The sequence below is a fragment of the Streptomyces sp. NPDC053474 genome (genome assembly GCF_044544845.1).
In the GTDB taxonomy this organism is placed as follows: Bacteria; Actinomycetota; Actinomycetes; order Streptomycetales; family Streptomycetaceae; genus Streptomyces.
Window position 1 is genome coordinate 201,743 of record NZ_JBITXV010000008.1, and the last position, 26,992, is coordinate 228,734.

Annotated in this window: 18 protein-coding genes; 4 read left to right on the top strand and 14 right to left on the bottom strand. The window is 74.3% G+C overall.

Annotation, left to right across the window (positions count from 1 at the left end):
* The first annotated feature begins 113 nt into the window (after positions 1-113).
* A complete protein-coding gene (locus ACIG3E_RS20670) occupies positions 114-3,263 on the top strand; it encodes an amino acid adenylation domain-containing protein (protein ID WP_399618265.1) in 3,150 nt (1,049 codons plus the stop codon).
* Between the two features lie 93 nt (positions 3,264-3,356).
* On the opposite strand, the gene ACIG3E_RS20675 is transcribed toward ACIG3E_RS20670, so the two are convergent.
* The 5 genes from ACIG3E_RS20675 to ACIG3E_RS20695 all read right to left on the bottom strand — a co-directional run bounded on the left by ACIG3E_RS20675 (position 3,357) and on the right by ACIG3E_RS20695 (position 8,358).
* Complete coding sequence (locus ACIG3E_RS20675; RefSeq protein WP_399618267.1) at positions 3,357-4,670, bottom strand: cation:proton antiporter; 1,314 nt, start codon at positions 4,668-4,670, stop codon at positions 3,357-3,359.
* A 367-nt stretch (positions 4,671-5,037) separates the two neighbouring features.
* Positions 5,038-5,736, bottom strand: coding sequence for a thioesterase II family protein (locus ACIG3E_RS20680; RefSeq protein WP_399618270.1), 699 nt, complete (start codon positions 5,734-5,736; stop codon positions 5,038-5,040).
* A gap of 159 nt (positions 5,737-5,895) precedes the next feature.
* Entirely contained in the window at positions 5,896-6,852 is a 957-nt protein-coding gene (locus ACIG3E_RS20685; RefSeq protein ID WP_399618273.1) for a chlorinating enzyme, read from the bottom strand.
* Positions 6,853-6,866: 14 nt separating this feature from the next.
* Positions 6,867-7,112 (bottom strand): acyl carrier protein, encoded by a 246-nt coding sequence (locus ACIG3E_RS20690; RefSeq protein WP_399618276.1) that lies wholly within the window; start codon positions 7,110-7,112, stop codon positions 6,867-6,869.
* Between the two features lie 652 nt (positions 7,113-7,764).
* A complete protein-coding gene (locus ACIG3E_RS20695; protein WP_399618278.1) occupies positions 7,765-8,358 on the bottom strand; it encodes an MBL fold metallo-hydrolase in 594 nt (197 codons plus the stop codon).
* 136 nt (positions 8,359-8,494) lie between these two features.
* Here ACIG3E_RS20695 and ACIG3E_RS20700 point away from each other — a divergent pair, with 136 nt between their 5' ends.
* Positions 8,495-9,403 (top strand): GlxA family transcriptional regulator, encoded by a 909-nt coding sequence (locus ACIG3E_RS20700; protein ID WP_399618840.1) that lies wholly within the window; start codon positions 8,495-8,497, stop codon positions 9,401-9,403.
* A gap of 7 nt (positions 9,404-9,410) precedes the next feature.
* Here the strand turns inward: ACIG3E_RS20700 and ACIG3E_RS20705 are convergent, their stop codons facing one another.
* On the bottom strand, positions 9,411-10,628 hold the full coding sequence (locus ACIG3E_RS20705; protein WP_399618280.1) for a serine hydrolase domain-containing protein: 1,218 nt from the start codon (positions 10,626-10,628) through the stop codon (positions 9,411-9,413).
* 220 nt (positions 10,629-10,848) lie between these two features.
* Between ACIG3E_RS20705 and ACIG3E_RS20710 the strand changes: the two genes are divergently transcribed.
* Positions 10,849-13,371, top strand: coding sequence for a M14 family zinc carboxypeptidase (locus ACIG3E_RS20710; protein ID WP_399618283.1), 2,523 nt, complete (start codon positions 10,849-10,851; stop codon positions 13,369-13,371).
* Here ACIG3E_RS20710 and ACIG3E_RS20715 read toward each other — a convergent pair.
* The 5 genes from ACIG3E_RS20715 to ACIG3E_RS20735 all read right to left on the bottom strand — a co-directional run bounded on the left by ACIG3E_RS20715 (position 13,281) and on the right by ACIG3E_RS20735 (position 21,686).
* A complete protein-coding gene (locus ACIG3E_RS20715; RefSeq protein WP_399618286.1) occupies positions 13,281-14,513 on the bottom strand; it encodes an MFS transporter in 1,233 nt (410 codons plus the stop codon). The two genes, ACIG3E_RS20710 and ACIG3E_RS20715, sit on opposite strands and share 91 nt — an antisense overlap.
* A complete protein-coding gene (gene lanKC, locus ACIG3E_RS20720; protein WP_399618289.1) occupies positions 14,510-17,035 on the bottom strand; it encodes a class III lanthionine synthetase LanKC in 2,526 nt (841 codons plus the stop codon). Before lanKC (ACIG3E_RS20720) ends, ACIG3E_RS20715 begins: the two co-directional genes overlap by 4 nt.
* Before the next feature lie 158 nt (positions 17,036-17,193).
* Positions 17,194-19,788: a class III lanthionine synthetase LanKC gene (lanKC, locus tag ACIG3E_RS20725; protein ID WP_399618292.1), complete on the bottom strand. Its 2,595-nt coding sequence runs from the start codon at positions 19,786-19,788 to the stop codon at positions 17,194-17,196.
* Complete coding sequence (locus tag ACIG3E_RS20730) at positions 19,788-20,849, bottom strand: radical SAM protein (RefSeq protein WP_399618295.1); 1,062 nt, start codon at positions 20,847-20,849, stop codon at positions 19,788-19,790. The genes lanKC (ACIG3E_RS20725) and ACIG3E_RS20730 overlap by 1 nt, the downstream gene beginning before the upstream one ends.
* 192 nt (positions 20,850-21,041) lie before the next feature.
* Positions 21,042-21,686, bottom strand: coding sequence for a helix-turn-helix domain-containing protein (locus ACIG3E_RS20735; protein WP_399618297.1), 645 nt, complete (start codon positions 21,684-21,686; stop codon positions 21,042-21,044).
* A 497-nt stretch (positions 21,687-22,183) separates the two neighbouring features.
* Here ACIG3E_RS20735 and ACIG3E_RS20740 point away from each other — a divergent pair, with 497 nt between their 5' ends.
* Complete coding sequence (locus ACIG3E_RS20740; RefSeq protein ID WP_399618842.1) at positions 22,184-22,972, top strand: polysaccharide deacetylase family protein; 789 nt, start codon at positions 22,184-22,186, stop codon at positions 22,970-22,972.
* 9 nt (positions 22,973-22,981) lie between these two features.
* On the opposite strand, the gene ACIG3E_RS20745 is transcribed toward ACIG3E_RS20740, so the two are convergent.
* The 3 genes from ACIG3E_RS20745 to ACIG3E_RS20755 form a co-directional block, all read right to left on the bottom strand.
* Positions 22,982-24,238, bottom strand: coding sequence for a cytochrome P450 (locus tag ACIG3E_RS20745; RefSeq protein WP_399618300.1), 1,257 nt, complete (start codon positions 24,236-24,238; stop codon positions 22,982-22,984).
* A gap of 82 nt (positions 24,239-24,320) precedes the next feature.
* Positions 24,321-25,475 carry an XdhC family protein gene (locus tag ACIG3E_RS20750; protein ID WP_399618303.1) on the bottom strand — a complete coding sequence of 385 codons (1,155 nt, stop codon included), beginning with the start codon at positions 25,473-25,475 and terminating at the stop codon, positions 24,321-24,323.
* 45 nt (positions 25,476-25,520) lie between these two features.
* On the bottom strand, positions 25,521-26,978 hold the full coding sequence (locus ACIG3E_RS20755) for an NCS2 family permease (RefSeq protein WP_399618305.1): 1,458 nt from the start codon (positions 26,976-26,978) through the stop codon (positions 25,521-25,523).
* Positions 26,979-26,992 lie beyond the last annotated feature (14 nt).

Genomic DNA, 26,992 nt, shown 5'->3' on the forward strand with positions numbered 1-26,992 from the left:
GTCGGACCCGGCACGGCGCACGCGGTTGTTCCGAGGAACACCCGGAACTATGGCACGGCGCGGACGGTCCCGACAGACTCGAACCACGCTGGACGAACAAGGAGTAGGCACGCATGAATCCGTTGTCGCTCGCGCAGCGCCGACTGTGGCTCATTCATCGAATTCAGGGCCCGTCGGCCATGCACAACATTCCGTTGGTACTGCGGATGACCGGGCCGCTGGAAAGGGCCGCGCTGGGGCGCGCCGTCAGGGACGTCGTGACCCGTCACGAAGGCCTGCGCACGCTCATCACCGAGGACGCGGAGGGAGTTCCCGGCCGGCACGTGGTGCCCGTGTCCGAACTCGACCTCGACGTTCCCCTGGTGGAATCGGAGCCCGAGCGGATGTCCGATGCCGTCGCGGCACAGGCGTCCCACCGCTTCGACCTGACCACGGACATTCCCGTGCGCGCCGCCGTCATACGGTGCGCGCCCGAAGACCACGTACTGGTCGTGGTGGTCCACGGCATCGCCGCGGACGAGGAATCGCTGCGGCCGCTGGCGGAGGATCTGGCGGCCGCTTATGCCGCGCGCCGGGAAGGGGCCGCGCCCGAGTGGACGGACGCGCCGGTCCCTTATCCGGATTTCGCCCTGTGGCAGCGGAAACTCCTGGAAGAGGAGGACGGCCCGCAAGGTGTCCACGCGCGCGACACCGCTTTCTGGCGCGAGGAGTTGGCGGGCGTGCCCGCTCCCCTGCCGCTGCCCGCCGACCGGCCGCGCCCCCCGGAGGCGAGCCACCGCGCGGGCCGGGTCCCGCTGGTCGTGGACGAGGGCCTCACCAAGGCGGTCACGGTCCTCGCCGAGCAGCGCGGGGTGGGCGCCGACGCGGTGCTGCGCGCGACCCTCGCGGTGGTGCTCCACCAGCTGGGCAGCGGCGCGGACATCCCCATCGGCTCCCCCGCAGCCCGGCGCCCCGACGCGGCCTGGGCGCACTGCGTGGGCCCCTTCGACGACCCCTGGGTGCTCCGGGCCGACCTGAGCGGCAACCCGGCCTTCACCGACCTCCTGGAGCGGCTGCGCCGCACGGCCCTGGCCGCCGAGGCCCACCGCGACCTGCCGTTCGCCTCCCTGGTGGACGCGCTGGCCCCGCAGCGGTCCCTGGCCCACCACCCGCTGTTCCAGGTGGCGTTCGAGCTGCGCGAGGACCCGGGGCCCGCCGTCGCGCTGCCCGGCCTGACGGTGACCGCGCAGTCGGCGGCGCCGGACAGCACCCCCTACGACCTGTCGCTGCGGCTGCGCACGACGGCGGACGGCGCTGAGATCCACGGCACGGTCGTATACGCCACCGACCTGTTCGACCCGGCGGGCGCGGAGTACCTGGCGGCCTGCTACCTGCGCGCGCTGCGGCACGTGACCGCGGAGCCCGAGGTGCGGGTGGGCGCGGTCGACGTCCTCGACGAGGCCGAACGGCGGCGGCTGCTCGTGGACTTCGTCGACACCGCGGCCCCCACCCCGCCGGTGACGATCCCGCAGCTGGTGGCGCCCCAGTTCGCCGCGGCCCCGGACGCCGTCGCCGTGGTCTGCGGGGACGTGTCGCTGACGTACCGCGAACTGGACGAGCGCACCGACCGGTTGGCCCGCACGCTGCTCGCCGCTGGTGTCGGCCCGGAGTCGGTGGTGGGCCTGGCCCTGCCGCGCTCCGCCGACCTGGTGGTGGCGCTCCTCGGCATCCTGAAGTCCGGCGCCGGATATCTGCCGATCGACCCCCGCTACCCCAGCCGCCGCCTGGGCCATCTGCTCCAGGACGCCGCCCCCGGCCTGATCCTCACCGACGCCGAGACCGCGCGGTCGCTGCCGGAGCACGCCGTCACCTGCCTCCTGATGGAGGACCTGGGCCTGGACGAGCCCGCCGGGGACGAGCCCGGCGCCTGGCCCGCGCGGCCGCCGCTGCGCCCGGACAACCTCGCCTATCTGATGTACACCTCCGGCTCGACGGGCACCCCGAAGGGCGTGGCCATCTCGCACGCCAACATCGTCAACGGCGTGCTGCGCCTCGCCGCCACCGTGCACATGCGGCCCGGCGCGCGGATGCTGGCGAGCAGCTCCATCAACTTCGACGTGTCGGTGTTCGAGGTGTTCACCGCGCTGAGCACCGGCGCCACCGTCGAGGTGGTCCGCGACGTCCTTGAGCTCGGCGAGCGCGGGCGGTGGTCGGGCACCGTCCTGCACACCGTCCCCTCGGTGTTCGCCGAGGTCCTCGAACAGCTCCAGGGCCGCCTCACGGTGGACACGGCGGTGTTCGCCGGGGAGAAGCTCACGGCGGCCCTCGCGGACAAGGTGCGGGCGGCGCTGCCGGACACGACCCTGGTCAACGCCTATGGCCAGACGGAGAGCTTCTACGCCACCACGTACACCGTCCCCGACGGCTGGCGGGGCGAGGGCGGCGTGCCCATCGGGACGCCGCTGGGCAACATGCGCACCTACGTGCTCGGGCCCGGCCTCGTCCCGGTCCCGCAGGGCGTGGTGGGCGAGCTGTTCGTGGCGGGCGCGGTGGGCCGCGGCTACCACGCCCGGCCGGGGCAGACCGCGGAGCGGTTCCTGGCCGACCCGTTCGGCCCGGCGGGCGAGCGGATGTACCGCACCGGCGACGTGGCCCGGTGGAACGCCGACGGGCAGCTGGAGCTGCTCGGGCGCGACGACGGCCAGATGAAGCTGCGCGGCATCCGCATCGAGCCCGCCGAGATCGAGACGGCCCTGGCCACGCACCCCGACATCGCCCAGGCCGTGGTCGCGCTGCGCCCCGCGGCGGGCTCGGGCGCCGGTGCGCTCGTCGCCTACGTGGTCCCGGTCGAGCCGGGCGGCGAGGCGGCGGCCGGGCTCACGGCGCGGGTGCTGCGCCGCTACGTGGCCGACCGGCTGCCCACCTTCATGATCCCGTCCGCGTTCGTGGTGCTCGACCGGCTGCCGCTGGCGCCGAACGGGAAGCTCGACCGGGCCGCGCTGCCCGCCCCGCGCCGGGGCACGGGCGGCGGCGCCGGGGACGGTGACCACGGCAGGGAGCCGCGCACCGAGCGGGAAGGGGCCCTGGCCGCCCTGTTCGCCAAGGTGCTCCAGCGGGCGGAGGTCGGGGTCGACGACCACTTCTTCGACCTGGGCGGCACGTCGCAGCTCGCGGTGCGGCTGAGCGTACGGGCGCACGCGGAGCTCGGCCTGCGGGTGCCGGTGCGGGCGGTGTTCCAGGCGCCGACCCCGGCGCTGCTCTGCGAGCACCTCGACTCCGTGTAGCCCCCGGGACGCACCAACGCCAGGGCCCCGCCCCCGAGTTCCGGGGGGCGGGGCCCTGGCGTCACTGGCTCCTCGGCGTGGCCGCGGCGGCGGTCAGGAGGCCTGTCCGGCCAGTTCCCGCTGCCGTTCGTGCTCGGCGGTGGTGACCGGCATGCTCCGGGTGGCGTGGCGCAGGAACGGCGGGGCCATCATCGAGGTGATGACGGCGATCAGCACCACGATGGTGTACGTGGCGGTGGTCAGGACGCCGAGGTTGAGTCCGACCGTGGCGATGACGATCTCCACGACGCCGCGGGCGTTGAGGCCCGCTCCGATGGCGAGGCCCTCCCCGTGGTCGAGTCGGCTCATGCGGGCGCCGAGGTAGCCGCCCGCGAACTTCGCCAGGGTGGCGACCAGCAGGGTGACCACCGCGGCGAGGAGCACCGTGGGCCGGGTCAGCGCGCCCAGGTCCACCTGGAGCCCGGCGGTGGCGAAGAACAGCGGCGCGAGCGTCGACATCACGAAGGTGCGCATGGAGTCCAGCGAGCGGCGGGCGGAGACGCCGAGGGAGCTGATCACGATGCCGCAGAGGAAGGCGCCGAGGATCGGCTCCATGTCCAGGGCCAGCGTGCCGGCGGAGGACAGCAGGATCATCACGGCGATCGCGGCGACGCTGACGTCCGACTGCGGCGAGCGGTCGGTGTACTGAAGGACCTTGCGGGCCACCGGCCGGGCCACGAGGGCCGTGCACGCGAGGACCAGGACCAGATAGCCGACGGACTCCAGGACCAGGCCGGTGTGCAGGCCGCGGGTGGCCATCGCGGCGACGACCGACAGGAGCATCCAGCCGACGATGTCGCTGACCGCGGCCGCGCCGATGATGAGCTGGCCGACGTTGCGGTGCAGCAGGTCCATGTCGAGCAGGGTCTTGGCGATCACCGGCAGCGCGCTGACCGCGATCGCGACGCCGACGAACAGGGCGAAGGTGCCGCGCTCCGCGCCGGGGGCCATCAGCGACTGCGGCATCAGGAATCCGAGGCCGATCCCCAGGGCCAGCGGCAGCAGCACGCTGGTCGCGCTGACCACCCCGATCACCCGGCTCTTGCGGCGCAGCAGCCCGACGTCGATGTGCGCGCCCGTGATGCCGACGAGGAGCAGCACGCCCAGCTGCCCCACGGCGGCCAGGAGGTGCATCTGGGCCGTGTCGTGCGGGAGCAGCCAGTCGCGCAGGTCGGGCAGGAGGTTGCCGAACACCGACGGGCCGAGGAGCACGCCCGCCGACAGTTCTCCGACCACACGGGGCAGCCGGAGCCAGGTGGCCAGCCTGCCGAGGAGGACCGCGACGCCGAGCAGCAGTCCGACCTGGAGCAGGAAGACCAGCATCTGATGGTGGCTGATCGCGGGAAGAGGCGCTTGGGACAGCACCATCGTGATTCCTTTCGGATAAGGACTGAACGGCCGCCGCCGCACGGCGGCGAGGGGAGGAGCGAAAGGAGCGGGCGCCAGGGGGAATCACGGGGGACGGACGCCCGGGGAGGGCCGTGAGGGGCGGGCGCGGGGTGCGGGACGGCGGAGGACCGCCAGGTGTGCCGAGCCTCCCCCAGCGGAGGACCGCCAGGTGTGGCGAGCCTCCCCCAGCGGAGGACCGCCAGGTGTGGCGAGCCTCCCCCAGCGGAGGACCGCCAGGTGTGGCGAGCCTCCCCCAGCGGAGGACCGCCGGGCGTGGCGGGCCTCCCGGCCGGGCGGCCCCGGCCCCGGCCCCGGCCTCGGGCCGACGGCCTTGGGCCCGGTGGCCTCAGCCGCGGGCCAGCGCCGCCAGGACGTGCTCGGCGACGGCCGCGGGGTTCGTCGCGGACAGCAGGTGCCCGCCGGAGAGGGACGCCACCTCGCAGCGCCCCCGGGTGTGCGCCGACCACGCCTCCAGGCGGGTCAGCGCGGTGTCGCCGGTGCCCGCGAGGACCGTCAGGTCCCCGGCCGCGACGCTGCCGCGGACCAGGTCGATGCAGGACTGGGAGAGGAAGAGGTCCGCGCGGATCAACGGATAGGCGCTCTCGGCGAGTGCGGGGTCACTGATCACTTCCGGGGGTATCTCGCCGCCCATCGCGCGCAGCGCGGCGACCGCGGCCTCGATGGTGTCCAGCTTCTCGGCGTGGATCGGGCCGCGCACCGAGGGCGGGGAGTTGGACGCGGCGAGCAGCAGCGGGGGCCGCTCCTGCTGGAGCGCGTCGGCCACGCCCAGGGCGAGGTAGGCGCCCAGGCTCTCGCCGTACAGGGCGTCGAGCGGAGCGTCGACGCGGGCGACGAGGTCCGCGACGGCCTCGGCGGCGTCGGTGAGCGGGGCCTCCTGGTAGCGGCGGCCGTGGCCGGGGAGTTCGAGGGCGTGGAAGGTGACCCGGTCGCCCAGCTCGCGGCGCAGCCGGCGGAAGTAGCCCGCTCCGCAGCAGGAGGGCGGTATGAAGGCGACCGCGGGTCTCGGCGTACTGGGTGTGGTCACGGTGCTGCTGTCCCCCGGAGGTGGTGATGGAAGGTGCGGCGCCCCCCAGGGGCCCGGACGGCGGCCCCGGTGGAGCGCTCAGGGTGACGACCCGCGGCCGGGTGGGCCGCGGGTCGTCATCCCGTCACGGCGCGCCGCTGCTCCGCGGCGCGGCCCGGCTTACGCGGGCAGGTACTTCGTGCCGCGCAGCGTCTCCGTGGCGATCTTGTTGTGACCGAACTCGTCACGGCCGCGGGCGAGCACCGCCGACCACTTGTCCAGCGAGATGTTCCCGCCGTACTCCTCGATGTGGTCGGTGCCGGGGTAGATCTGCACCGAGGTGGGCACGTAGCGGGTCGCGAAGCCCATGCGGTAGTTCTTGCCGGTGGAGATGTTCGGCAGCGAGGCGTGCATCAGCGTGGACCAGAAGATGATGCACTGGCCCTTCTCCATCTCGAAGGAGACCGCGTCCTCCTCGTTGGGCTTCCAGTTCGGGTCCTTCTGCAGCTGCCGGTAGTCGTAACCGAAGAAGCCGCGCGGAACGCCGTCCTTGACCTCGGAGTTGATGCGCTCCTCGTTGTAGTCCATCTGCTTGGACTCGTCGTAGTTCATCTGGTGGTGCGTGCCGGGGATGACCTGCAGGCAGCCGTTCTCGCGGGTGGACTCGGTGAACGCGGTCCACACGGTGAGCGTGCCGGCGCCGAACGACTCCTCGGACTCACCGGGCCACAGCAGCTGCGGCTTGCCGCTGGCGTTGGCGAACGTGTCCGCCTGGTGCCAGTCGGTGCCCTCGTCGCCGGGGTACTTCGGGAAGAACTCCGAACGCCAGCACAGCAGGTCCGGGCCGAGGATCGAGGCGACCCGGTCGGTGATCCGCTGGTTCATGACGTGCCGGGCCAGCAGGTCGACGTCCAGGTGCCGGTCGTAGTTGAAGATGTTCGGGGCACCGACGCCCTTGTCCACCTCCGGGTACGCGGCGTGCGACCGGTCCAGCGTCTCGCGCTGGACGGTCTTCCACAGCTGGTCCATCTCCTCGGGCGTGTAGATGGTGATCGGACCGATGTAGCCGTTCTTCTCGAAGAACGCCAATTCGTCGTCCGACAGCGAGAACTCCGTACGCACGGGGCTGCTGGTCATGTCTGGTGACTCCCTTACTTACTGGTCGGCTCGGTGGTGATCGGCTGCGCGGCGAGGAGCGCCGCGGCCAGGGTCCCGTCGTACGTCGTCTTCATGTCGAGGGAGATGCCGAACGAGTCCCCGAGGAAAACATTCAGCTTCGAGAAGGTCAGCGAGTGGCCGCCGATGTCGAGGAAGTTGTCGGAGCCGCTGATCTCCTGATCGTCCAGCTCGTCCCGCAGCCACTTCAGAGCCGATTGCTCCACATCCGCTGCACTCACTGTGCTGGCTTCCTTTTCGTTTGTTGCTGAACCCTGCATGGGAGCGCCCTTCTTTTGGTCTCTCTGTGCGGTGTGAGCGGTCCTGTTAACCGGCGCGCCCCTGCGCGAGGCGCATGCCGGAAGTCCGAATGGCAGTCGAACGGCGTGCGGCAGGAACCAGGAAGGTGCCGGGACCGACAGGGGACGGACCGCCCCACCGACCGAAAGACCCTTTACGAACGGAAATATTCGATAACCAGGTCCGCCGCTTCGAGGAACGACCACGTGTATCGTCAAACGTTCTGGTTCCTTGACCCGGCCGAGCGTAATGCCACTTCCCCGCACGGCTCCAGGATCCGGAACTCGGCAGGCGCAGACCACACTTGATGAAAGCGCATTGCTGCCTCCGGATGGGAAGTCGCCCGAATGGGAAAATGATGTTCACCGGCCACGGTTGTTCGTCACGTTAGACCGGGCGCCGAATCCCTACAAGCCTTTCCGAGCGATATCGCGCCAGTGGCCACGCGCCGTTTACGCCCGTGCGGAATGTCCTGCTGACGGGACGGACGGGAGCCCCGGACGGGTGCCGCGCCCGCCTTCCGCGCCCTGACGCCCACTCAACCCCCGGGCCCCGCGCGCCCCTCGAAACATTGACAACCTCACACCACACCTGCTAAAGCGGCGTCGTCCCGTCGGGCGCGAACGGGGCCCCGTGGCCCGGCACGATCAGGTCCGCCACGGCCACGACCCGGCGCCGGGAGGCGCGCAGGACGGCGCGGTCCGGAGCGACGGGGTCGTCCGCCGGGCCCGCCGCGTGCCACCACAGGTCACCGGCGAGGGCCACCACGCCGTCGGCCGTGCCCGCGAGGAGCGTGATGTCCTCGGGGCTGTGCCCCGGGGTGCGGATCAGCCGGAGCGACGGGGTGAGTTCATGGCCCTCGGCGTCCCGGTTGCGCCACTGGTCGCCCCGGTACTCCACCTTGTGGTCGTGGACCCGGGCCCGGCGGAACAGGCCCGCGTTCATGACGTTGTCCGGGTGGTGGTGGCTGAGCACCACGTCGGTGATGTCGTCCGGGCCGAGCCCGAGCTCCGCGAGCGGGCCGAGGATGTCGTCGGTGCTCGCCACCATGCCCGGGTCGAAGACGACGTGGCGGCCCGCGTCGGCGACATAGGAGACGGTCGCGGCGACACCGGGGCCGGTGGAGCCCACGTAGCCGGTGGTCAGGATCGTGTACACGGCGCTGCGGCCGAGCGGTGCGTCTGTCATGCCTCCATCCTCGCGAGCAGGTCAGAGGCGTACGAGTGGCATCACTGCCTACGATCGCGGGATTCGTGCCACGTGGCACACTGCCCGCGTGCCGCCCTTCACCAACGTCGCCGCCTACGCCCCGCCCGGGGTCGGCATGCTCGCCGTCGGCGTCGTCGCCGAGGTGTTCGCCCCGCACGGCGCGGACCTGCCCGCCTTCGACTTCGCGCTCTGCGCCGACCGGCCGGGCCCCGTCACCACCGACGTCGGCGTGCCGGTCACCGTGGCGCACGGCCTGGACCGGCTCGCCGCCGCCGACCTCCTGATCGCCCTGCCGTCGACGGGGTTCCGCACGCCTCCCGGGCCCGCCGTGCTCGACGCGCTGCGGCTCGCCCACGCGCGCGGCGCGCTGGTCGCGGCGCACTGCGTCGGCGCCTTCGCGCTCGCGGCGGCCGGGCTGCTCGACGGCCGCCGGGCGACCACGCACTGGCGGTTCGCCGAACTCCTCGCCCGCCGCCACCCGGACGTCAGCGTGGAGTCCGACGCCCTCTACATCGACGAGGGGCGCGTCGTCACGGGCGCGGGGGCCGCCGCGGGCTTCGACATGTGCCTGCACCTGCTGCGGCGCGAGCACGGCGCGGCGCTCGCCAACACCGTCGCCCGTGACATGGTGCTGCCCTCCCACCGCGACGGCGGGCAGGCCCAGTACCTGGCCGCGCCCGTCCCCGAGGACGCCCGGGACGAGCGGCTCGCCGACGTCCTGGCCTGGGCCCGCGCCCACCTCCACGAGCCGCTGCCCGTCGCGGAGCTGGCCCGGCGCGCCGCGATGAGCAAGCGCTCCTTCGCCCGGCGCTTCACCGCGGCGACCGGCACCACCCCGCACGCCTGGCTGCGGAACCTGCGACTCAGCGGCGCCGAGGAGCTCCTGGAGACCACGGACCTGCCCATCGAGGAGATCGCCCGCCGCGTCGGCTACGGCAGCGCCGCCGTGCTGCGCGAGCAGTTCGTACGGCGCCGGGGCGTGCCGCCCCGGTCCTACCGCCGCTCCTTCACCAACGCGCCGTAGGGGCGGCTCACTTGCGGCACAGTGCGGCGTCCACCACGGCGTCGGCCTTCGCGAAGGCGTCCCGGGTGGGCTCCCTGTTGGCGGTGACGGCGATCGTGGCGGCCCGGCCGCCGTCGGTCACGCCCGGGTAGGTGTAGGAGCCGGGGATGCTCCCGCCGTGCCCCCACATCGCTCCGCCGCAGCTCAGCGGGGTACGGCTCAGGCCGAGCCCGTACCGGACCCCCTTCACCTGGCTGAAGCCGTCGGGCACCTTGACGGTGGTGCGCATCTGGGCGAGCTGCGCGGGCTTCAGGAGCTCGCCGCCGAGCAGCGCGGAGAAGAACCGGTTCAGATCGCCCGGGGTGGAGACCAGCTGACCCGCGGCCCAGCCCCAGGAGGGGTCGATCCTCGTGACGTCCCGCAGCCGCGCCCCGGGCCTGGGCGCGTCGTAGCCCCGGGCGTGCGGGCCCCGGATGCCCTCCTCGCCGACACCGGGGAAGTAGGTGTGGCGCAGGCCTATGCGGTCGATGACCCGCTCGGTGAGCTGCTCGGCCAGCGGGCGCCCCGTGACCTTCTCGATGAGCAGACCGGCGACGACGTAGTTGGTGTTGCTGTACGCCCAGCGGGCGCCGGGCTCGAAGTCCGCCTTGTGCTTCAGCGCGATGTCCAGCAGGTCGCGGGGCTGGTAGTAGGTGTGGCGGGCCTTGCCGAAGACGTCCTTCAGTATGGGGACGGTGTACTCGGGCAGTCCGCTGGTGTGCTGGAGGAGCTGGCGGACCTTGATGGTCCGGCCGTCGATGCCGTCGCCGCGCAGCAGGTTCGGCAGATACGTCTCGACGGGGGCGTCCAGGTCGACCTTGCCCTCGCCGACCAGCTGGAGGACCACGGTAGCGGTGAACGTCTTGGTGTTGCTGCCCGCCCGCACCCGCCCGTCGACCGGCACCTTCCCCTTCGTGCGCAGGTCCGCGACCCCGGCCGTGTAGTGCCGGGCCCGCCCGTCGCGGTCGGCCGTGGCGAGAAGGGCGGCGGGGAAGCGGGCGTCGCGCACCAGGCGCTCCATGTCCTTGCGCACAGAGTCCTTGGGTACGGCGTCCTCGCGTACGGCGTCACGCGGGCCCTGGGACGGCGCCCCGGACGCGGGCAGCGTGCCCACGGCGCCCAGGGCGGCGGCCAGCAGAGCCACCACCGCCACGCGCGTACGAGGCCCTGAGCGGCGGGAACGGGCGGAGGCTGAACGGTCGGTCACGGTGAACTCCCCTGGAGGAAGAGGCTGGTGGGGCCGGAAGCCCGGCCCGTCCAGCCTGCGCACTCAAGATCGACAACACCATCCGGGCAGCCCCCGCCCACTGCGTGGGAACCCGCTCCCTGCCTCTGGGAGAGAGCTCCCCCGCGGTGGGACCCTGCTCCTGCCGACGGTGCCGCGCACGGTCAGGGCCGTCGTCCTCGATGCGAAGGGGTGGGACAGCGTGGGGAGTTCGGGAAGGGCGGCCGTCGGCGCCGCCGTGCTCGCGGTCGTGGCGGCGGCCCTCGGCGTGCCGTCCGGCGGCGCCGCGCGGGCGGCGCCCCCGGACGTGCTGCGGGCGGACCGGCCGGTGGCCCGGTCCTGTTTCGCGCGGCCGCTGCCGCCCGGGGCCGCGGGCGCCGACCGGCGCGAGGTGACCGCGGCCGTGGCCGGGATCGTCCAGGCGCGCCTGGCCCCCGGCGGGCGGCGCGCGGGCGACTGGGACCTGGCCGTGTTCGACCGGGACACGGGCAGGGTCGTCGCCGCGTCGGCGGCCCCGCGCTCCCGCGAGCTGGCCGAGGGCTTCGTCGAGCGCGGCCAGCGGCTCGTGGTGCAGGGCTGCCGCTACGGCGGGCCCGCACGCGCGGTGCGGCTCGGGCTCGACTTCCTGGCCACGCCGCCGGGGACGCCCGCGGCCGGGCGGCCGGTGCCACCGCTCCACGGCGACCGCGCCGGGCCGCCCGCCGCGGCCCCGCCCCAGCTCGTCCGCGTCCGCACGCCCGGCCGGGCCGACCGCGACCGCCTCGCCCGGCTCGGCCTCGACATCACCGGCGGAGGCGACGCGCACGGCCTGGACGTCGTGCTCGCCGACGCCGCCGACCGGGCCGCGCTGACCCGCGCGGGCTTCACCTGGCGGGTCGTCAGGCGCGACCTCGCCCGGCAGGCGGCCGCGGACGCCCGTGCGGACCGGGTGTACGCGGCGCGCACCGCGCGGTCCCCGCTGCCCTCAGGACGCACCGGCTACCGGCACCTGTACGACTACGAGTTCGAGATGAAGGAGCTGGCCCGCGCCCACCCGCGCCTCGTCAGGGCGTTCACCCTGCCCGAGCCGACGTGGGAGGGCCGGGACGTCGTCGGCGTCGAGATCGGCGCGGACGTGCGGCACGGCGACGGCAGGCCCGTGAACCTCACCCTGGGCGTGCACCACGCCCGCGAGTGGCCGAGCGGGGAGGTCGCCCTGGAGTGGGCGTACGACCTGGTCCGCGGCCACGCCCACGACGCGTCCGTGCGGCGGCTCGTCGCGCGGACCCGGAGCGTCGTCGTGCCCGTCGTCAGCCCCGACGGCTTCGCCGTCTCCCGCGAGGCCGCGCCCCGGGGCGACCAGTCCCGCTTCGACTACGAGACCAAGCGCAAGAACTGCAGCGTGCGGGACTCGCCGCCCGAGTACGCGACCGGCACGTGCGCCGCCAACCCGGCCGGGCGCACGCGGGGCACCGACCCCAACCGCAACTACGGCGGCTTCTGGGGCGGCCCCGGCGCCGGGCTCGACTGGTACGGCGACACCTACCGCGGCCCCGCGCCCTTCAGCGAGCCCGAGGTGCGCAACGTCCGCGCCCTGGTGTCCACGCGCCAGGTCACGAACCTGACCACGCTGCACACCCCGGCCGCCGTCGTGCTTCGCCCGCCCGGCCTCGTCGGCACCCGGCCGCCGCTCGACGAGCCCGCGTACCGCAGGCTCGGTGACGCGCTCGCCGCCCGCACCGGCTATCCGTCCCGGGCGAGCTGGGAGCTGTACGACAACACCGGCTCCACCGAGGACTGGTCGTACTGGGCGACCGGCGGCTGGGGCCTCACCGTCGAGCTGGCGGGCAGCGGCTTCCACGGCCCGTACGCCGAGGCCGTGGTCGCCGAGTACGCGGGCCTGCCCCCGGCGGCGGGCGCGGGCAAGGGCGGCAACCGCGGGGCGCTGCGCACCGTCCTCGCGCACGCGGCGGACCCGGCCACGCACGCGACCCTGACCGGCCGGGCGCCCGCGGGCCACCGCCTGACGCTGCACAAGACGTTCCGGACGCCGACCTCGCCCGTGCTCCAGCCCGACGGTTCGACGAAGCCGCCGCTGTCCGTGCGGGACGACCTCACCACGCACCTCACCACGCCCGGCGGGCGGTTCTGGTGGGCGGTGAACCCCTCGACGCGGCCGTACGTCGCCGGGCGCTACGGGCGCGACCCGCAGGGGCCGCCGCAGCACGGCATCGCCGTCGCCAACCCGCCGGGGGTGCCGCCGGTCAACGAGCGCTACCCCGACGACCCGGCGGCGGAGAGCTTCACGTTCCGCGTCGCCGGGCCGCCCGATGCGGACAACGGCAGGATGACCGTCGGCGTGTCCTGGACGTCGCCGCGCACGCACTGGGACCTGTATCTGTACGACGCCTCCGGCAGGCCCGTCGCCTCGGACACCAGCGGCGAGACGTCCGCCCGCGCCGTCCTCCTCGACCCGCCGCCCGGTGAGTACCGCGCGGTCCTCGTCAACTACGCGCAGGCCGACCCGGGCGCCGTCGACGACTGGAGCGGGCGCGTCGACTTCGCCGCGCCGCTCCCGGCCACGTACGGCGAGAAGGAGGCGTACCAGCTCACCTGCGCGACGCCCCGGGGGCGGGTCGTCGGGCACGCCGCCGTCTACGCCGAGCGCGGCGAGAGGGTCGACGTCGGTGACGTCTGCGACGTGACGGCGGTGAGGAGCAGGAGCAGCGCGCCGAAGGCCAGATAGGGCACCTCGTCCGGGAACCGTTCGAGGAGCAGGCCCGCGAGCGCGGAGCCGAGCGGCGGCGCCGCGAGCAGGAGCAGCGCGACGCCGCCGTGCACCCGCCCCTGGAGCGTGTCGGGGGTGCGGACGACCTGTGCGTACGTCATGACCGAGCCGGAGAGCGAGACGGCGGCCGCGCAGGCGGCGAGCAGCGGGGCGAGGGCGGCGGGAGCGGCGCTCACCGCCATCAGCGGCACCACGAGGGAGCACACCGCGCCGCACGCCAGGAGCACGGTCCGGTACGGCACCCGGTCGACGAGGCGCGGCGCGAGCAGGGCCCCGACGAGCGCCCCGGCGGCCCAGAAGTCGTACAGGAGGCCGATGGTGAAGCTGGACGTGCCGTGCCGCCCGCTGACCACGACGACGGTGAGGGCGACGCCGTCGACGGCGAAGTTCTGCGCGGAGGCGACCAGGGTGAGGCGGCGCAGGACCCGGTCGCGCCACAGGAAGCGGACGCCTTCGCGAAACGCCCGCCACCAGTGCGGCCCGGCCCGTTCCACGGCGTCGAGCGGGGTGCGCAGGGCGTGCACGGTGGCGGCGGAGACCAGGAAGGAGAGCGCGTTGAGCGCGTACGGCAGGCTCGGGTCGAGGGCGAAGAGGGCGCCGCCCGCGAGCGGTCCGAGCAGCCCGGCGAGCTGGCTCCGGACGCGGTTGAGGGTGAGCGCGGCGGCGAGTCTGCTCTCCGGGACGACCTTCTGCACGGAGGCGAGCCCGGCCGTGCTGAACGGCGCGGTGAGCAGGCCGAGCAGCACCCCGGCGCCCAGGAGCACCGGCAGCGGGGCGCGGCCGAGGGCGATGGCGGCGGCGAAGGCGGCGCTGACGGCGACGCGGCCGTACTCGCACCACAGCATGACCGCGCGCCGGTCGTAGCGGTCGGCGAGGGGGCCCGCCGCCAGGCACGCCACGGCGACGGCGCCGGTCCACACCGCCTCGACCAGGCCGACCCGCAGCGGCGAGCCGGTCTCGGCGAGGACGAGCAGCGGCAGGGTGAGGGCGGCGGCGCCGGAGCCGAGGACGGACAGGCCCTGCCCCCACAGCAGCAGCTGGAAGTCGCGGTTGCGCAGCAGCCGGTGGGGCGCGGCGGGCGGGCTCTCGGCGGCGGTCACGGGCAGCGGGCGGCCGGGGCCGGATACGGCAAGGCGTCCGGCGCCGCACCGGTGCGCGCGGCGTGCACGGCGAGCAGCACGCCCGCCGTGCCGGTGGCGAGGTCCATCGACAGGCGCAGCCGACCGTCGAGGGCGAACGCGGGGCGGCCCCGGAAGCGCACCGCGTGCAGGGCGAGCGCGCCGAGGTGCGCCTTAGTGGGCGCGCCCAGGTGGGCGCAGGCGAGCAGGACGCCCGCCTGGCCGGTCAACAGGCCGCTGTCCAGCAGGAGTTCGGTGTCCAGGCCGTCGCGGATCCGGTCGCGGACCCCGGCCAGGTGGGGGTCGTGGCGGACCCGCAGATACGCGTCGAGGGCGAGGCCGATGCCCGCGCTGCCGCGTTCGAGGCCCAGCACCCAGTGCGGGCCGCTGCGGAGCTGGAGGCGGGGCCCGCGCGGCACGCCGAGGCCACCGACGTCGCGCGCGAGGGCCGTCTCGGCGTGCCGCAGCCAGGAGGGGTCACCCGTGGCCTCGTACAGGCGCGTGAAGAGCAGGGCGGGGCCCGACCAGCCGTGCATCAGGCCCCTCGCGCCGGGGTCGGCGCCGACGAGGCGGTGCACCAGCTCCCGGCCGACCGCCGTGGCCGCCTCGGCGCCCCGCGTCCGCCCGCCGAGTGCGGGCGCGTCCGCGCCGAAGCGCAGCAGGGTGAGCCCGATGCCCGCGAGCCCGCCGAAGAGGCCGGGGCCGCACCGGTGCGGCTCGACGTCCTTCAGCCCTTCGAGGGCGGCAAGGGCCTCGTCGCGCAGGCCCAGTTCGTCGAGGACGCAGGCGACACCCGCCACGCCGTCGTACAGGCCGGGGCGCGGCCACCGGGTGCGGCGGGCGGCCGCGACCAGCCAGTCGGTGTGCTCCGCGAAGGCCGGGTGGTCGTCGCGGCCGGTGACGCGCAGCGCGTGCAGCACCCCGGCGGCCCCGAACGCGAGCGCGGCGCCCTGGTGCTCCAACTGCCGTACGTCACCGGGGAAGAGCCGGTCCTCGCGGCCGGGTGTCGCGCTGTCGACGATCGCGTCGCGCATCCCGTCCAGGAGGGCGTCCCAGTCCTGCGGGGCCTCGGGCCAGGCGGGCCGGGGCGCGTCCTCCTGCGCCGGGGGCGCCAGGGCGCGGCGCAGCGAGGGGCCGAAGTCGGCGGGCACCGGGAAGCGGCGCTCGGCCGCGGCGACGAGCTGCTCGTGCTTGGCGGGCTCCCCGGGCGCGAACCGCAGCAGTTCGGTGAGCGGCAGGTACAGCGCGAGCCGGACGCAGGCGAGGGCGTGGTCGTCGACGGCGAACCCGGAGTGCGCCCAGGGGGCGCTGAACCCCTCGGTGGCCAGGGCCGGGCGCACGGCGTCGCCGATGTGCCGGGCCGTCTCGAAGTCGACGAGGCACACGGAGCCGTCGGGGCGGACCATGACGTTGCCGGGCTTCAGGTCGCCGAAGACGATGCCGCGCGCGTGCAGCGCGGCAAGGGCCCGTTCGACGCGCGTGTACGTGATGTCCGCCCAGGCGGCGTAGGCGGCGATCTCGTCCTCGGTGGGGGCGGGCCGCAGCAGCGGGTGGCGGCGGCCGATCGCCTCGTGCAGGGGCTCGCCCTCGATGAACTCCTGCACCAGGAAGTGGTGTTCCCAGTGGCGGACGCGGCCGTACGCCCTCGGGGCGCAGGGCAGGTCGTCGAGGCGTTCCAGCATGGCGTGCTCGCGGGTCAGGCGGGTCACCGCGTCGGTGCCGTCCAGGTCGAGCCCGGCGTGCGGGCGGGCCTCGCGCAGGACCACCGTGCGGCCCGTCGCCGACTCCACGGCGCGGTAGACGCCGCCGCCGTTGCTGAACAGGAGCACCTTCTCCACGCGGTAGGGGAAGGCCCCGGTGCGCTCCGCCCGCGCGGCGTCGAGCTGCGCCTGGACGAACGCGGGGACCTCCGCCCACGGGGGCACCTTGAAGGAGGCGCCGCGCGTGTCCGGCACGAGGACGCCGTCGGGCCGGGCCACGGCCGCCACGTACGCGCCCTCGGGCGAGAAGCAGTAGCGCTCCTCGAAGCCGCCGTAGCGCAGGTACAGCGGGCCGGGGCCCCAGCGCAGGTCGTTGAGGACGTAGGGGCCCTCGACGCCGTGCAGGAGCGCCGAGAGCTCCTTGAGGGCGAGTTCCAGGACAGTGTCGGTCGCGGGGTAGAGGGTGACGAGCTTGCCGCCGGCGGAGCGGGCGGCGGGCTTGCCGTTGACCTGCTTCAGGATCGCGGTGCCGCGCAGGAACTTGAAGGCGATGGAGTGGGCGAGGCAGTAGTCCGCGACGGTGTCGACGACGCGCTCGGCGTCCGCGAGGGTCGCCGACGCGTGCACCTTCCAGCCCTGCCGGGGCAGCCGGGTGCCGACGGCCTGGAAGTTGACCCAGGGGCCCTGCTCGGCGCGCTCCCAGCCGTCCGGCGCGGGGGCGCGGGTGCGGGCGAACCACGTCGCCTCGTCGTCGAAGTGTTCCAGGCCGTCGGCGAAGAGCGGGGCGGCGCCGGGGTGGCTCATGGCTCGGGTCCTTCCGTGCGGGGCCGGAGTCGAGCGGCCGCGGCCAGGGCGTCACCGCCGGCCGCTCGACCCTTCAGGAGCGCCGTGACGCTCAGAGGAACGCGAAACCGCTCTTGCTGCTGCCGGAGTTGCAGGGCCACAGCGACAGGGTCTCCTCCTCAAGCTCCTGGAGTTCGAGGATGTCGGTCATGGTGTTCACCTCCTCTCGTCCGTCCGGTCGTACGGGCTGGCCACGGCTGGAGGTGCGGCAGGGCAAGGGCCCCTTCGAAGGCCGCGGCCAGGGCGAGCAGGACACCGGCGGAGCCGGTGGCCAAGTCCATGGAGAGCCGGGGCATCCGCAGCCCCGGGAAGGCGAGCGCGCCCCGCCAGGTGCGGGCGTGCCAGGAGAGCAGGCGGATCTGGGCCTCCAGGGAGGTCCGGTGCGCCGCGGCGGCCTCGTGCGCCGGGTCCCCGTGGTGGGCCGCCGCGAGCGTGGCGATCGCGCCCGCCCGGCCCCTGAGCAGCCCGGGGAACCGCACGTAGACGGTGCCGCAGGTGCGGTGGACGCCGTCCAGGAGGGCCGCCCGGGTGGCGTCGGGGCGGTGGCGCAGCAGATGCGGGAGCACGGCCGCGAGGCCCCAGCTGCCGCCGTGCAGATAGGGCAGCGTCGTGGTGGCGTGCCGCAGCTGGACGCCGCCGTCGGGCGAGGTCACGCACCGGGCGAGGTCGTGCGCCAGGTGCCACTCGGCCTGGTCGAGGTGGCGCACGTCGCCGGTGCGTTCGTGCAGGCGGCAGAAGAGCGCGGCGACGCCGGTCGGGCCGTGCAGCAGGCCGACGGGCTCGTAGCGGTCGGGCCGCGGCGCGGGCGTCTCGGCGGCGAGCGTCCGAGCCAGGCGCAGGGCCTCGTCCTCGAAGCGCCGCTCGCCGGTGACGTCGGCGAAGTGCAGCAGGTTCAGGGCGGCCCCCGCGCGCCCGCCGTACAGGTCGGGCCCCGGCGGGGTCACGCACCGCTCAAGCACGGCGAGCGCCTCGTCGCGGTGGCCGAGCAGGTCCAGGGTGTACGCCACGCCGTGCAGCCCGTCGTACAGGCCGGGCGGCGGGTCGGTGACAGCGCGCGCGGCGTCGGTCAGCCAGCGCGTGAAATGGTCGGGGACCTCGGCGCCCGCCCGGTGCAGGGCGTAGAGCACCCCGGCCGCGCCGTACCCGAACGCGGCGCCGCCGAGTGCCCGGGGCCCGGTGGGCGTGCCCGGGAAGAGCCGGTCGGCGCGCTCGGGCGTGGCCGAGCGGTGGATGCCGCGGACCAGCGCGTCCCGGACGCGGGGCCAGTCGAACGGCTCGGCGGCGAACAACTCGCCCGCCGTGTCGGGCTGTTCGGGCCGCCCCTGGGGCAGGAGTCCGGCGAGGATCCGCTCGCCCTGCCCTGGCGGCAGCGGGTAGTGCCGGGCCAGGGCGGCGACGACGGTGGGGACCTTGACGGGGTCGTCGAGGTCGACGGGCAGCAGCAGCGCCACGCGCACGCGGTGCAGCAGATACGCGTGCGCCTGTACGGCGGTCAGTCCCGGGGGCACGGTGTGGCCGGGGTCGCCGTGCGCGGGCGGCCGGTCGTCGTCGAGGGCGGTGGCGGAGGCGAGGTCGACCAGGACGACTTCGCCGCTCGGGCGCAGGACGACGTTGTGGGGCTTCAACTCGCCCAGGCGCAGGCCCCGTTCGCGAACGACGTCGAGGGTGCGGGCCAGGTGCTCCAGGACGCCGTGGGCCCAGCGGGCGTAGCCGGGCGCCTCGCGGCGCGCGTACTCCTCGACGCCCAGGGGCAGGTGGAGGCTCTCGGCGAAGAGGTTGGTGCCCTCGATGTACTCCCGTTCGAGGAAGTGGTGCCCCTGGGCGGTGCGGTAGCCCCCCGGCACCGGGACGCAGTCGAGGCCCGCGAGGTGTTCCAGGTTCCGGTGTTCGCGGGCGAGGCGGGTGACGGCGTCGGCTCCGTCGCGGTCGAGCCCCGCGCCGGGGCGGGCCTCCTTGAGGACGACGGTGCGGCCCTCGCCGGGGCCGGTGCGGGCGAGGTAGGTGCCGCCGCCGCAGCCGAGCCGCAGCGCGCTGCGCACCCGGTACGGGAAGTCGTCAGCGGGCGTGGCGTGCTGAGCGACGAGGTCGTCGGCGAGGATCCGGGGCAGCGGCCGGTCCTGGGGCGGCGCGAAGACGGCGGTGCCGGGCCGCGCCGAGCCGTCGTACGCGCCGTGGCGCACGTGCAGCGGCCCGTCGCGGTGGGTGAGGGCGCCGAGCACGCGGGGCCCGGACAGGCCGTGCAGCAGGACGGCGAGGTCGGTGAGCGTGCCGGTGAGGACGGCGTCGTCGACGGCGTAGAGGGTGATGAGCCTGCCGCAGCCGAAGCGGTCGGCGCTGTCGCCGTTGACCTCGCGGGCCGTGGAGGTGCCGCGTACGAAGTCGAAGGGGACGCCGCGCTCCACGCAGTGGCCCCAGACGATCTCGACGGCCTTCTCCAGGTCCGCGAGGCCGACGGAGACGTGCAGGAGCCAGCCCTCGGCGGGCAGCGCCAGACGTGCGGGCCGCAGCTGGATCCACCAGTCCGACGTGGTCCGCCGCCAGCCGGGCGGCGCGTCGAGGCGGGCGGCCGCGAACCGGTCGGCGTCGTCGGCGAGCAGCTCGGGGCGTTCGAAGAAGTCGGGGTCGGCGAGCGAGAAGCGGTGGAAGTCCTCCGGCGTCATCATCGGCGGCGGCGGTGGGGCCGCGGGCGAAGGCGCGGCGGGCGCCTCGGCCATCACGAGGGCCTGGCCGTGAGGGCGACCGGCACCGGCGCCTTGCGCTTCTCCAGGCGCTCGCGGTCCGCGTCCGCGGCGAACCGGTCGTTGAGCAGCCGGACCGCGCGGGCCCACTCGCGCACGGTCCGCACCGGCTCCAGGACCGCGAGGACGTCCGGGTCGGCCCAGCGCTCCTTGGCGCGGGCCCAGATCGCGTGCGGGTCGTCGTGCAGGAGGTTGCCGACGGAGCCCTCGTACACGGGCATCCAGCGCACCTCGCCGTCGGGCTCGACCTGCATCACGTGGGAGCCGTCGCGCGGCAGGCGCGGGTCGGGCGGCATGACGAGGCCGAGGTTGTCGGTGGTGAAGACGCGGATGTCCGGGCCCGCGAGGTCCTGGAGGTGCTGCCGGAATTCCGCGGAGACCAGGTGTTCCAGCTGCTCGTCGAACAGCAATTCGGTCTCGCCGAATTCCACTCCGCTGCCGAGTCCGGCGGGCGCGGCGGCGTTGAAGGTGATGCTGCCCAGGCGCGGGAAGCGCTGTGCCATGAGGCGTACGAAATCCTCAAGCTCGCCTATGTTGCTGCGCAGGACCACGTATTCGGAGGTGAAATTCAGCGGTCCGAGGCCCGCGGCGGCGCGGCGCGCGGCCGCCGCGTCGAGATGGCCGAGCGCGGTCAGGGCGCGGTCGAAGGATCCGGCCCGCCCGCGCACCCGGTCGTGGGTCGCCTTGTGGGCCCCGTCGACGCTGACCGTGATCTGGCTGAACACCTCGGCGAGCCGGTCGGGCAGGCCCTCGTCGAACAGCCAGCCGCTGGTGTACAGGCAGGTGGAGACGGACGCGGCGGTGAGCTTCCCGGCGATGTCCAGGAGGTTCTTGATGAGCAGCGGCTCGCCGCCCGCGAGGGACACCACGCGGGGCTTCAGGGCGAGGAACGCGTCGGCGACGCGCAGTCCGTCCGCGGCCGAACGCAGGTGCCGTGCGGGCCGTCGGCCGGATTCGGAATAGCAGTGGACACAGCGCAGCGGACACGCGTACGTGATGTCCCAGATGATGATCTCCGGGCCTTCGGCACCGTCCATGGATTCCCCCAGATTCGTTCCGTAGGCGTTCGTCCGGCGTCCGGCGGCGGTCCGCCCGCGGCCTCTCCCGAATGCGGTCGGCAATTCCCCGACCGCCGGGTGACCTCACCATGACGAATGCGGCGGGGGCCGCGCCATGGGAGTTCCACTCACCGGAACACCCGCGCGGCCCCCGCCCACGGGAGCGGGAATTCAGTACAGGAGCATGGCCGAGCGGGCCGCGGCCTCCCGCGGCGGCATCCGGGTCAGCCTGCTCTCGATGGCCGCGGACGCGGCGGCCGTCTCGGCCGCGACCTGGGCGAGCCGCTGGTGCGCGGGCACCACGGCGGCGAGGGCCGCGACGGTGTGCCCGTCCGGCGCCCGCACGGGCACGGCGACGCAGGACACGCCCTCCTGGACCTGCTCGCGGTCCAGGAGCGGGCCGCGCGGGCCGTCGGTGAAGACCCGCCCGGCGGCCGTGTCCAGCGGGAAGCTCATGCCGTTGCGCACCGGCACCACGCCCTCGACCCGGCCGGGCACCGAGGCCACGGTCAGGGCGAGCTCGTCGCGCAGCACGGTGAGCACGACGCTGGCGCCGGTGGAGGCGCGCAGCCGGTGCAGCGGGATGCGGGACGCGGCGCGCAGCCCCGGGTAGGGCTGCCAGGCCTGGCCGAGCCGGAAGAGCTGCGGCCCGACGGCGTAGCGGTTGCCTCTGCGCTCCACGGCGCCGAGCAGGCCGAGCTGGTCGAGGAGGCGGTGCGCGCTGCCCTTGGGCAGGGCGCAGGCGAGGGCGAGTTCGGTGAGTCCGGCCTCACCGCCGCGGCGACGCAACGCGTCGAGCAGGGCGAAGGCTCCCACGAGCACCCCCCTGCCCTGCTGAAGGGATGCTCCTTGATCATTCGGTGGCGTGGCCTCCCCGTCGGGCCCGCGTTCCTTGCGCGGTTCCTGCCGGAGCTCCTGGCGGGGCGCCCCCCGTTTCGACGTGCCCCGCCCGCGCGCGGGCATGGCTGATGACAGTCCTGTCCCTGGCATGGTCGTTCCCCCGTTTCGCACACCCGTGGCCCCCTGGCGAGGTCGCGGGCAACTGGCCATGCTGCGGTGCGACGCGGCCGTCCCGCCAGATGAGATTGCGCCGACTACCGGCCATCCACAGCAGGCCCAGGCGCCCCTGCCGTCCCACCCTTCGCAGGCGCGACCGGGCGCAGGGCGGTGGCGCGTCCCCGCGGCGCGGGGCGCGTACGGTGGGCGCGCGGTGCGAACGTCCCGCTCATCGGGCTCCCGAGGCGCTATCAACGGGACGTATACACGGCATGTATAGTGCGCGCATGCGTCCGATAGTTATGCCGACCAGCAAGATGACGAAGACAGGGAAGAAGTTGCTTCCGCGCACCAGGTTCGGCGGTGCCGCGCTCGCCGCCGGCGTGGCCGCCGCCCTCGCCCTCACCGGCTGCACCAAGCTCGACACCGTCTCCCCCAGCTCCGTCCGCAAGGACGCTGCGGACGCGAAGGGCGAAGACCGCGCCGCGTTCGGCACCGTGGACTGCCGCAAGGCCAAGTGCATCGCGCTGACCTTCGACGCGGGCCCCAGCGAGAACACCCCGCGGCTGCTGAAGATCCTCAAGAAGGAGAAGGTGCCCGCGACCTTCTTCACGCTCGGCAAGAACCACATCGAGAAGTACCCCGAGCTGGTCAAGCAGATGGACGCCGAGGGCCACGAGGTCGCGAGCCACACCTGGTCGCACAAGATCCTCACCAAGATCAAGCCCGCCGAGGCGCGGGCCGAGCTGGAGCGCCCGAACAAGGCGATCGAGAAGCTCATCGGCAAGAAGCCGACGCTGATGCGGCCCCCGCAGGGCCGGACGAACGACACCGTCAACAAGCTCTCGCGCGAGCTCGGCCTGGCCGAGATCCTCTGGACGGTGACGGCGAAGGACTACACGACCGAGGACTCCGCGCTGATCGAGAAGCGGGTGCTCGACCAGGCCGGGCGCGACGGCATCATCCTGCTGCACGACATCTACAAGGGCACGGTCCCCGCGGTGCCCGGCATCATCACCGAGCTGAAGAAGCGCGGCTACGTCTTCGTCACCGTGCCCCAGCTGCTCGCGCCGGGCAAGGCGGAGCCGGGCAAGGTCTACCGCTGACGGCCCGCCTCACCAGGTGAGGTGCAGGGCCTCCGGGGCGCGGTGGATGAGCGAGGGCCGCATCGTGACCGCGGGCCCGTCGGCGGCGATCCGCAAGGACGGGAAGCGGCGCGTGAACAGCTCCAGGGTCAGCCGCAGCTGCTCCCGGGCGAGCTGGGCCCCGGGGCAGGCGTGGGCGCCGAGGCCGAAGGCCACGTGGCGGGCGGCGGCGGGCCGGGTGATGTCGAAGACGTCGGGGCGCGGATAGCGCGCGTCGTCGCGCCCGGCCGCGCCGAACGCGACCAGGAGCTCGGCGCCCGCGGGCAGCTCGGTGCCCGCGAGCGTCGCGGGCCGCGTGGTGACGCGCCTGAACGCCTGGAGGGCGGTGTCGAAGCGGGCCGTCTCCTCGATGGCGGCCGGGATCATCCGCTCCGGCCGCTCGCACACCATCCGCCACTGGTCGGGGTTGCTCAGCAGGTGCAGGAACGCCGTGCCGATCAGGGCGGTCGTGGTCAGGTGCCCGGCGAGCAGGAAGTTGTTCAGATGGGCGACGAGCTCGGTGCGCTGGGCGAGCGTGAGCAGCCCCGGCTCGCCCTCCTCCGCGTCGTCGGCCGTGACCAGCGAGGTGACCAGCTCGCTGCACAGGTCGTCGCGCGGGGCGGCGTACCGGTCGCGCACATAGCCGTCGAGGAGCCGCTTCAGCGCGACCATGTCGTGCGCCGCCGCCAGCTGCTCCTCCTCGCTGAGGGGCCGGAACAGCAGGGCCTCGGTGCGGTGCCCGGCCCGCACCACGAGCGGCACGTCGGCCGGGTCGAAGCCGAGCACGTGCCCGACCACCTCGCCCGGCAGGCGCATGGCGTACGCCTCCATCAGCTCCACGCGGCCCTGGTCCGCGAACGCGTCCACGAGGGCCTCGGCGCGCTCGGCCACGAAGGGCAGCGCGGCGGCCACCCGGGCCGGGCCGAGACCGCGCACGATCGGCGCGCGCAGCCGCTGGTGGGCGAGGCCGTCCGAGGTGATCACCACCTCGCCGCGAGGGCTGAGGCCGTCGCCGTCGGCGAGGACCGCGAGCGCCGCCGGGGAGGGCCGCACACCCCCGCGGACCGCGTTCGCCGACGAGAACACGTCGGGCCGCCGCAGCACCTCCCGCACGTCCGCGTCCCGCGCCACCAGCCAGGCGCCGAACTCGGGGACGTACGTGAGCCCCTTGGCAGCCCGGGCGCGCGCGTACAGCGGATACGGATCGCGCGTCAACTCATCCACTCGGGCGTGCTGTTGGGGATCCATGCCTCCATGGTGACGCCCCGCACCGGCCTTCGAAACCCACCGGAGCGGCACGGGCGCGACAAAGGGCGCGCGGGGCCGGGGCTCACGCCACCGAGGTGATATCGCGGGGCGGCGGACCGTCGTGGTGGATGGGGGTGTGGGCGCCCGTCAGGGAGCGGCCGCCGCCGCCCCTGCGGTTCGCCACCACCTCCGCCGCGATGGACAGCGCGGTCTCCTCGGGCGTACGCGCCCCGAGGTCCAGGCCGATCGGGGAGCGGAGCCGGGCCAGCTCCAGGTCCGTGACGCCGACCTCGCGCAGGCGCGCCGCGCGGTCCAGGTGGGTGCGGCGCGAGCCCATCGCGCCGACGTACGCGACCGGCAGGCGCAGCGCGAGCCGGAGCAGCGGCACGTCGAACTTGGCGTCGTGGGTGAGCACGCACAGCACGGTCCGGCCGTCGACCTCGGTGTCCGCGAGGTACTCGTGCGGCCAGCGCACCACGATCTCGTCGGCGTCGGGGAAGCGGACGCGGGTCGCGAAGACGGGCCGCGCGTCGCACACGGTCACGTGGTAGCCGAGGAACTTGCCGACCCTGACGAGCGCCGAGGCGAAGTCGATCGCGCCGAAGACGATCATCCGGGGCGGCGGCACGGACGACTCGACCAGGACGGTGAGCGGCTGCCCGCAGCGGGAGCCGTCGGCGCCGATCTCCACGGTGCCCGTGCGGCCCGCGTCGAGCAGGGCGCGGGCCTCCCCCGCCACCGCCTGGTCCAGCTCGGGGTGGCCCCCGAGGCCGCCCTCGTGGGCCCCGGGCGCCGCGTCGCCGCGCACCAGCAGCGCGCGGCCGAGCAGCTCATCGGGGCCCGCGGTGATCCGCGCCAGCGCCGCCGCCCCGCCCCGGGCCGCGGCGGCGAGCGCGGCGGCGAACACCGGCCGCGCGGGAGCGTCCGCGCGAACCGGCGTGATGAGGATGTCGATGACGCCGCCGCAGGTCAGGCCCACGGCGAAGGCGTCGTCGTCGCTGTAGCCGAAGCGTTCGACGCGGGTCTCGCCGTCTTCGAGGGCCTGCTGGCACAGCTCGTAGACAGCGCCCTCGACACAGCCGCCGGAGACCGAGCCGATCGCCGTGCCGTCACGGTCGACGGCGAGCGCGGCGCCGGGCTGCCGGGGCGCGCTGCCGCCGGTCGCCACGACGGTGGCGACCGCGAAGTCGCGCCCCTGCTCGACCCACCGGTGCAGCTCTTCGGCGATGTCCAGCATGTCGGTCTCCTCGGGGGTTCGGATACGTCGAGCGGGTGCGCGTGCCTAGTGGACGCCGAGCCAGCTCTCTATCGGGTTGAGGGCGAAGTACACGAGGAAGACCACGGTCAGGCCCCACATGAAGGCCCCGATCTCCCGCGCCTTGCCCTGGGCGACCTTGATGGCGACCCAGCTGATGACGCCCGCCGCCACACCGGTGGTGATGGTGTAGGTGAAGGGCATCAGGACCACGGTCAGGAAGACCGGGATCGCGGTGGCTCGGTCGGCCCAGTCGACGTGCCGGGCGTTCATCATCATCATCGCTCCGATGACGACGAGCGCGGCGGACGCGACCTCCTGCGGGACGATCGCGGTCACCGGCGTGAAGAACAGGCACGCGGCGAAGAACAGGCCGGTGACGACCGAGGCCAGGCCCGTACGGGCGCCCTCTCCCACGCCCGTCGCGGACTCCACGAAGACGGTCTGTCCCGAGCCGCCCGCGACGCCGCCGATCGCGCCGCCCGCGCCGTCGATGAACAGGGCCTTGGACAGGCCGGGCATGCGGCCCTTGTCGTCGGCGAGGTTGGCCTCGGTGCCGACGCCGATGATCGTGGCCATGGCGTCGAAGAAGCCCGCGAGGACCAGGGTGAAGACGATCATGCCGACCGTCATCGCGCCGACCTCGCCCCAGCCGCCGAACTCGACGTCTCCGAAGAGCCCGAAGTCGGGTGTGGAGACGGCGCTGCCGTGCAGCTCGGGGGCGCCGTTCGCCCACTGCCCGGGGTCGATGACGTCCATCGCGTTCAGGGCGACGGCGACGACCGTGCCGGTCACGATGCCGATGAGGATCGCGCCGGGCGTCTCCCGGGCCTGGAGCATGAAGATCAGCAGCAGCGTGCCCGCGAAGAGCAGGACGGGCCATCCGGACAGCTCACCGGCGGGGCCGAGGGTGAGCGGGGTCGCCTTGCCCTGGTGGACGAAGCCGCCCTTGACCAGGCCGATGATGGCGATGAACAGGCCGATGCCCATGGTGATGCCGTGCTTGAGGGCGAGCGGGATCGCGTTCATGATCATCTCGCGCAGCCCGGTGACCACAAGCAGCATGATCACCACGCCGTACATCACGCACATGCCCATGGCCTGCGGCCACGTCATCTCGGGCGCCACCTGCGAGGCGATCACCCCGGACACCGAGAGCCCGGCTGCCAGGGCGAGCGGCACCTTGCCGACGAAGCCCATGAGCAGGGTGGTGACGGCCGCGGCGAAGGCCGTCGCGGTGATGAGGGCCTTCTGCCCCATCGTGTCGCCCGCGGCGTCCTTGCCGGACAGGATCAGGGGGTTGAGCAGGACGATGTAGGCCATCGCCATGAAGGTCGTGATGCCGCCGCGCACCTCACGCGCGACCGTCGATCCCCGGTGGGATATGTGGAAGTACCGGTCGAGCCAGGACCGTCCGGCGGGGACGCGCGCGCCGCGGCCCGCGTCCTCCGCGGTGGTCCTGGGCTCCATGGACTGCTGGGTCATGGTGCCTAACTCCC

Coding starts and splice junctions, on each gene's coding strand:
- ACIG3E_RS20670 (WP_399618265.1), top strand. CDS start 114: ATGAATCCGTTGTCGCTCGCGCAGCGCCGACTGTGGCTCATTCATCGA.
- ACIG3E_RS20675 (WP_399618267.1), bottom strand. CDS start 4,670: ATGGTGCTGTCCCAAGCGCCTCTTCCCGCGATCAGCCACCATCAGATG.
- ACIG3E_RS20685 (WP_399618273.1), bottom strand. CDS start 6,852: ATGACCAGCAGCCCCGTGCGTACGGAGTTCTCGCTGTCGGACGACGAA.
- ACIG3E_RS20695 (WP_399618278.1), bottom strand. CDS start 8,358: ATGACAGACGCACCGCTCGGCCGCAGCGCCGTGTACACGATCCTGACC.
- ACIG3E_RS20700 (WP_399618840.1), top strand. CDS start 8,495: ATGCTCGCCGTCGGCGTCGTCGCCGAGGTGTTCGCCCCGCACGGCGCG.
- lanKC (WP_399618289.1), bottom strand. CDS start 17,035: ATGAGCCACCCCGGCGCCGCCCCGCTCTTCGCCGACGGCCTGGAACAC.
- lanKC (WP_399618292.1), bottom strand. CDS start 19,788: ATGGCCGAGGCGCCCGCCGCGCCTTCGCCCGCGGCCCCACCGCCGCCG.
- ACIG3E_RS20730 (WP_399618295.1), bottom strand. CDS start 20,849: ATGGACGGTGCCGAAGGCCCGGAGATCATCATCTGGGACATCACGTAC.
- ACIG3E_RS20740 (WP_399618842.1), top strand. CDS start 22,184: ATGACGAAGACAGGGAAGAAGTTGCTTCCGCGCACCAGGTTCGGCGGT.
- ACIG3E_RS20745 (WP_399618300.1), bottom strand. CDS start 24,238: ATGGATCCCCAACAGCACGCCCGAGTGGATGAGTTGACGCGCGATCCG.
- ACIG3E_RS20750 (WP_399618303.1), bottom strand. CDS start 25,475: ATGCTGGACATCGCCGAAGAGCTGCACCGGTGGGTCGAGCAGGGGCGC.
- ACIG3E_RS20755 (WP_399618305.1), bottom strand. CDS start 26,978: ATGACCCAGCAGTCCATGGAGCCCAGGACCACCGCGGAGGACGCGGGC.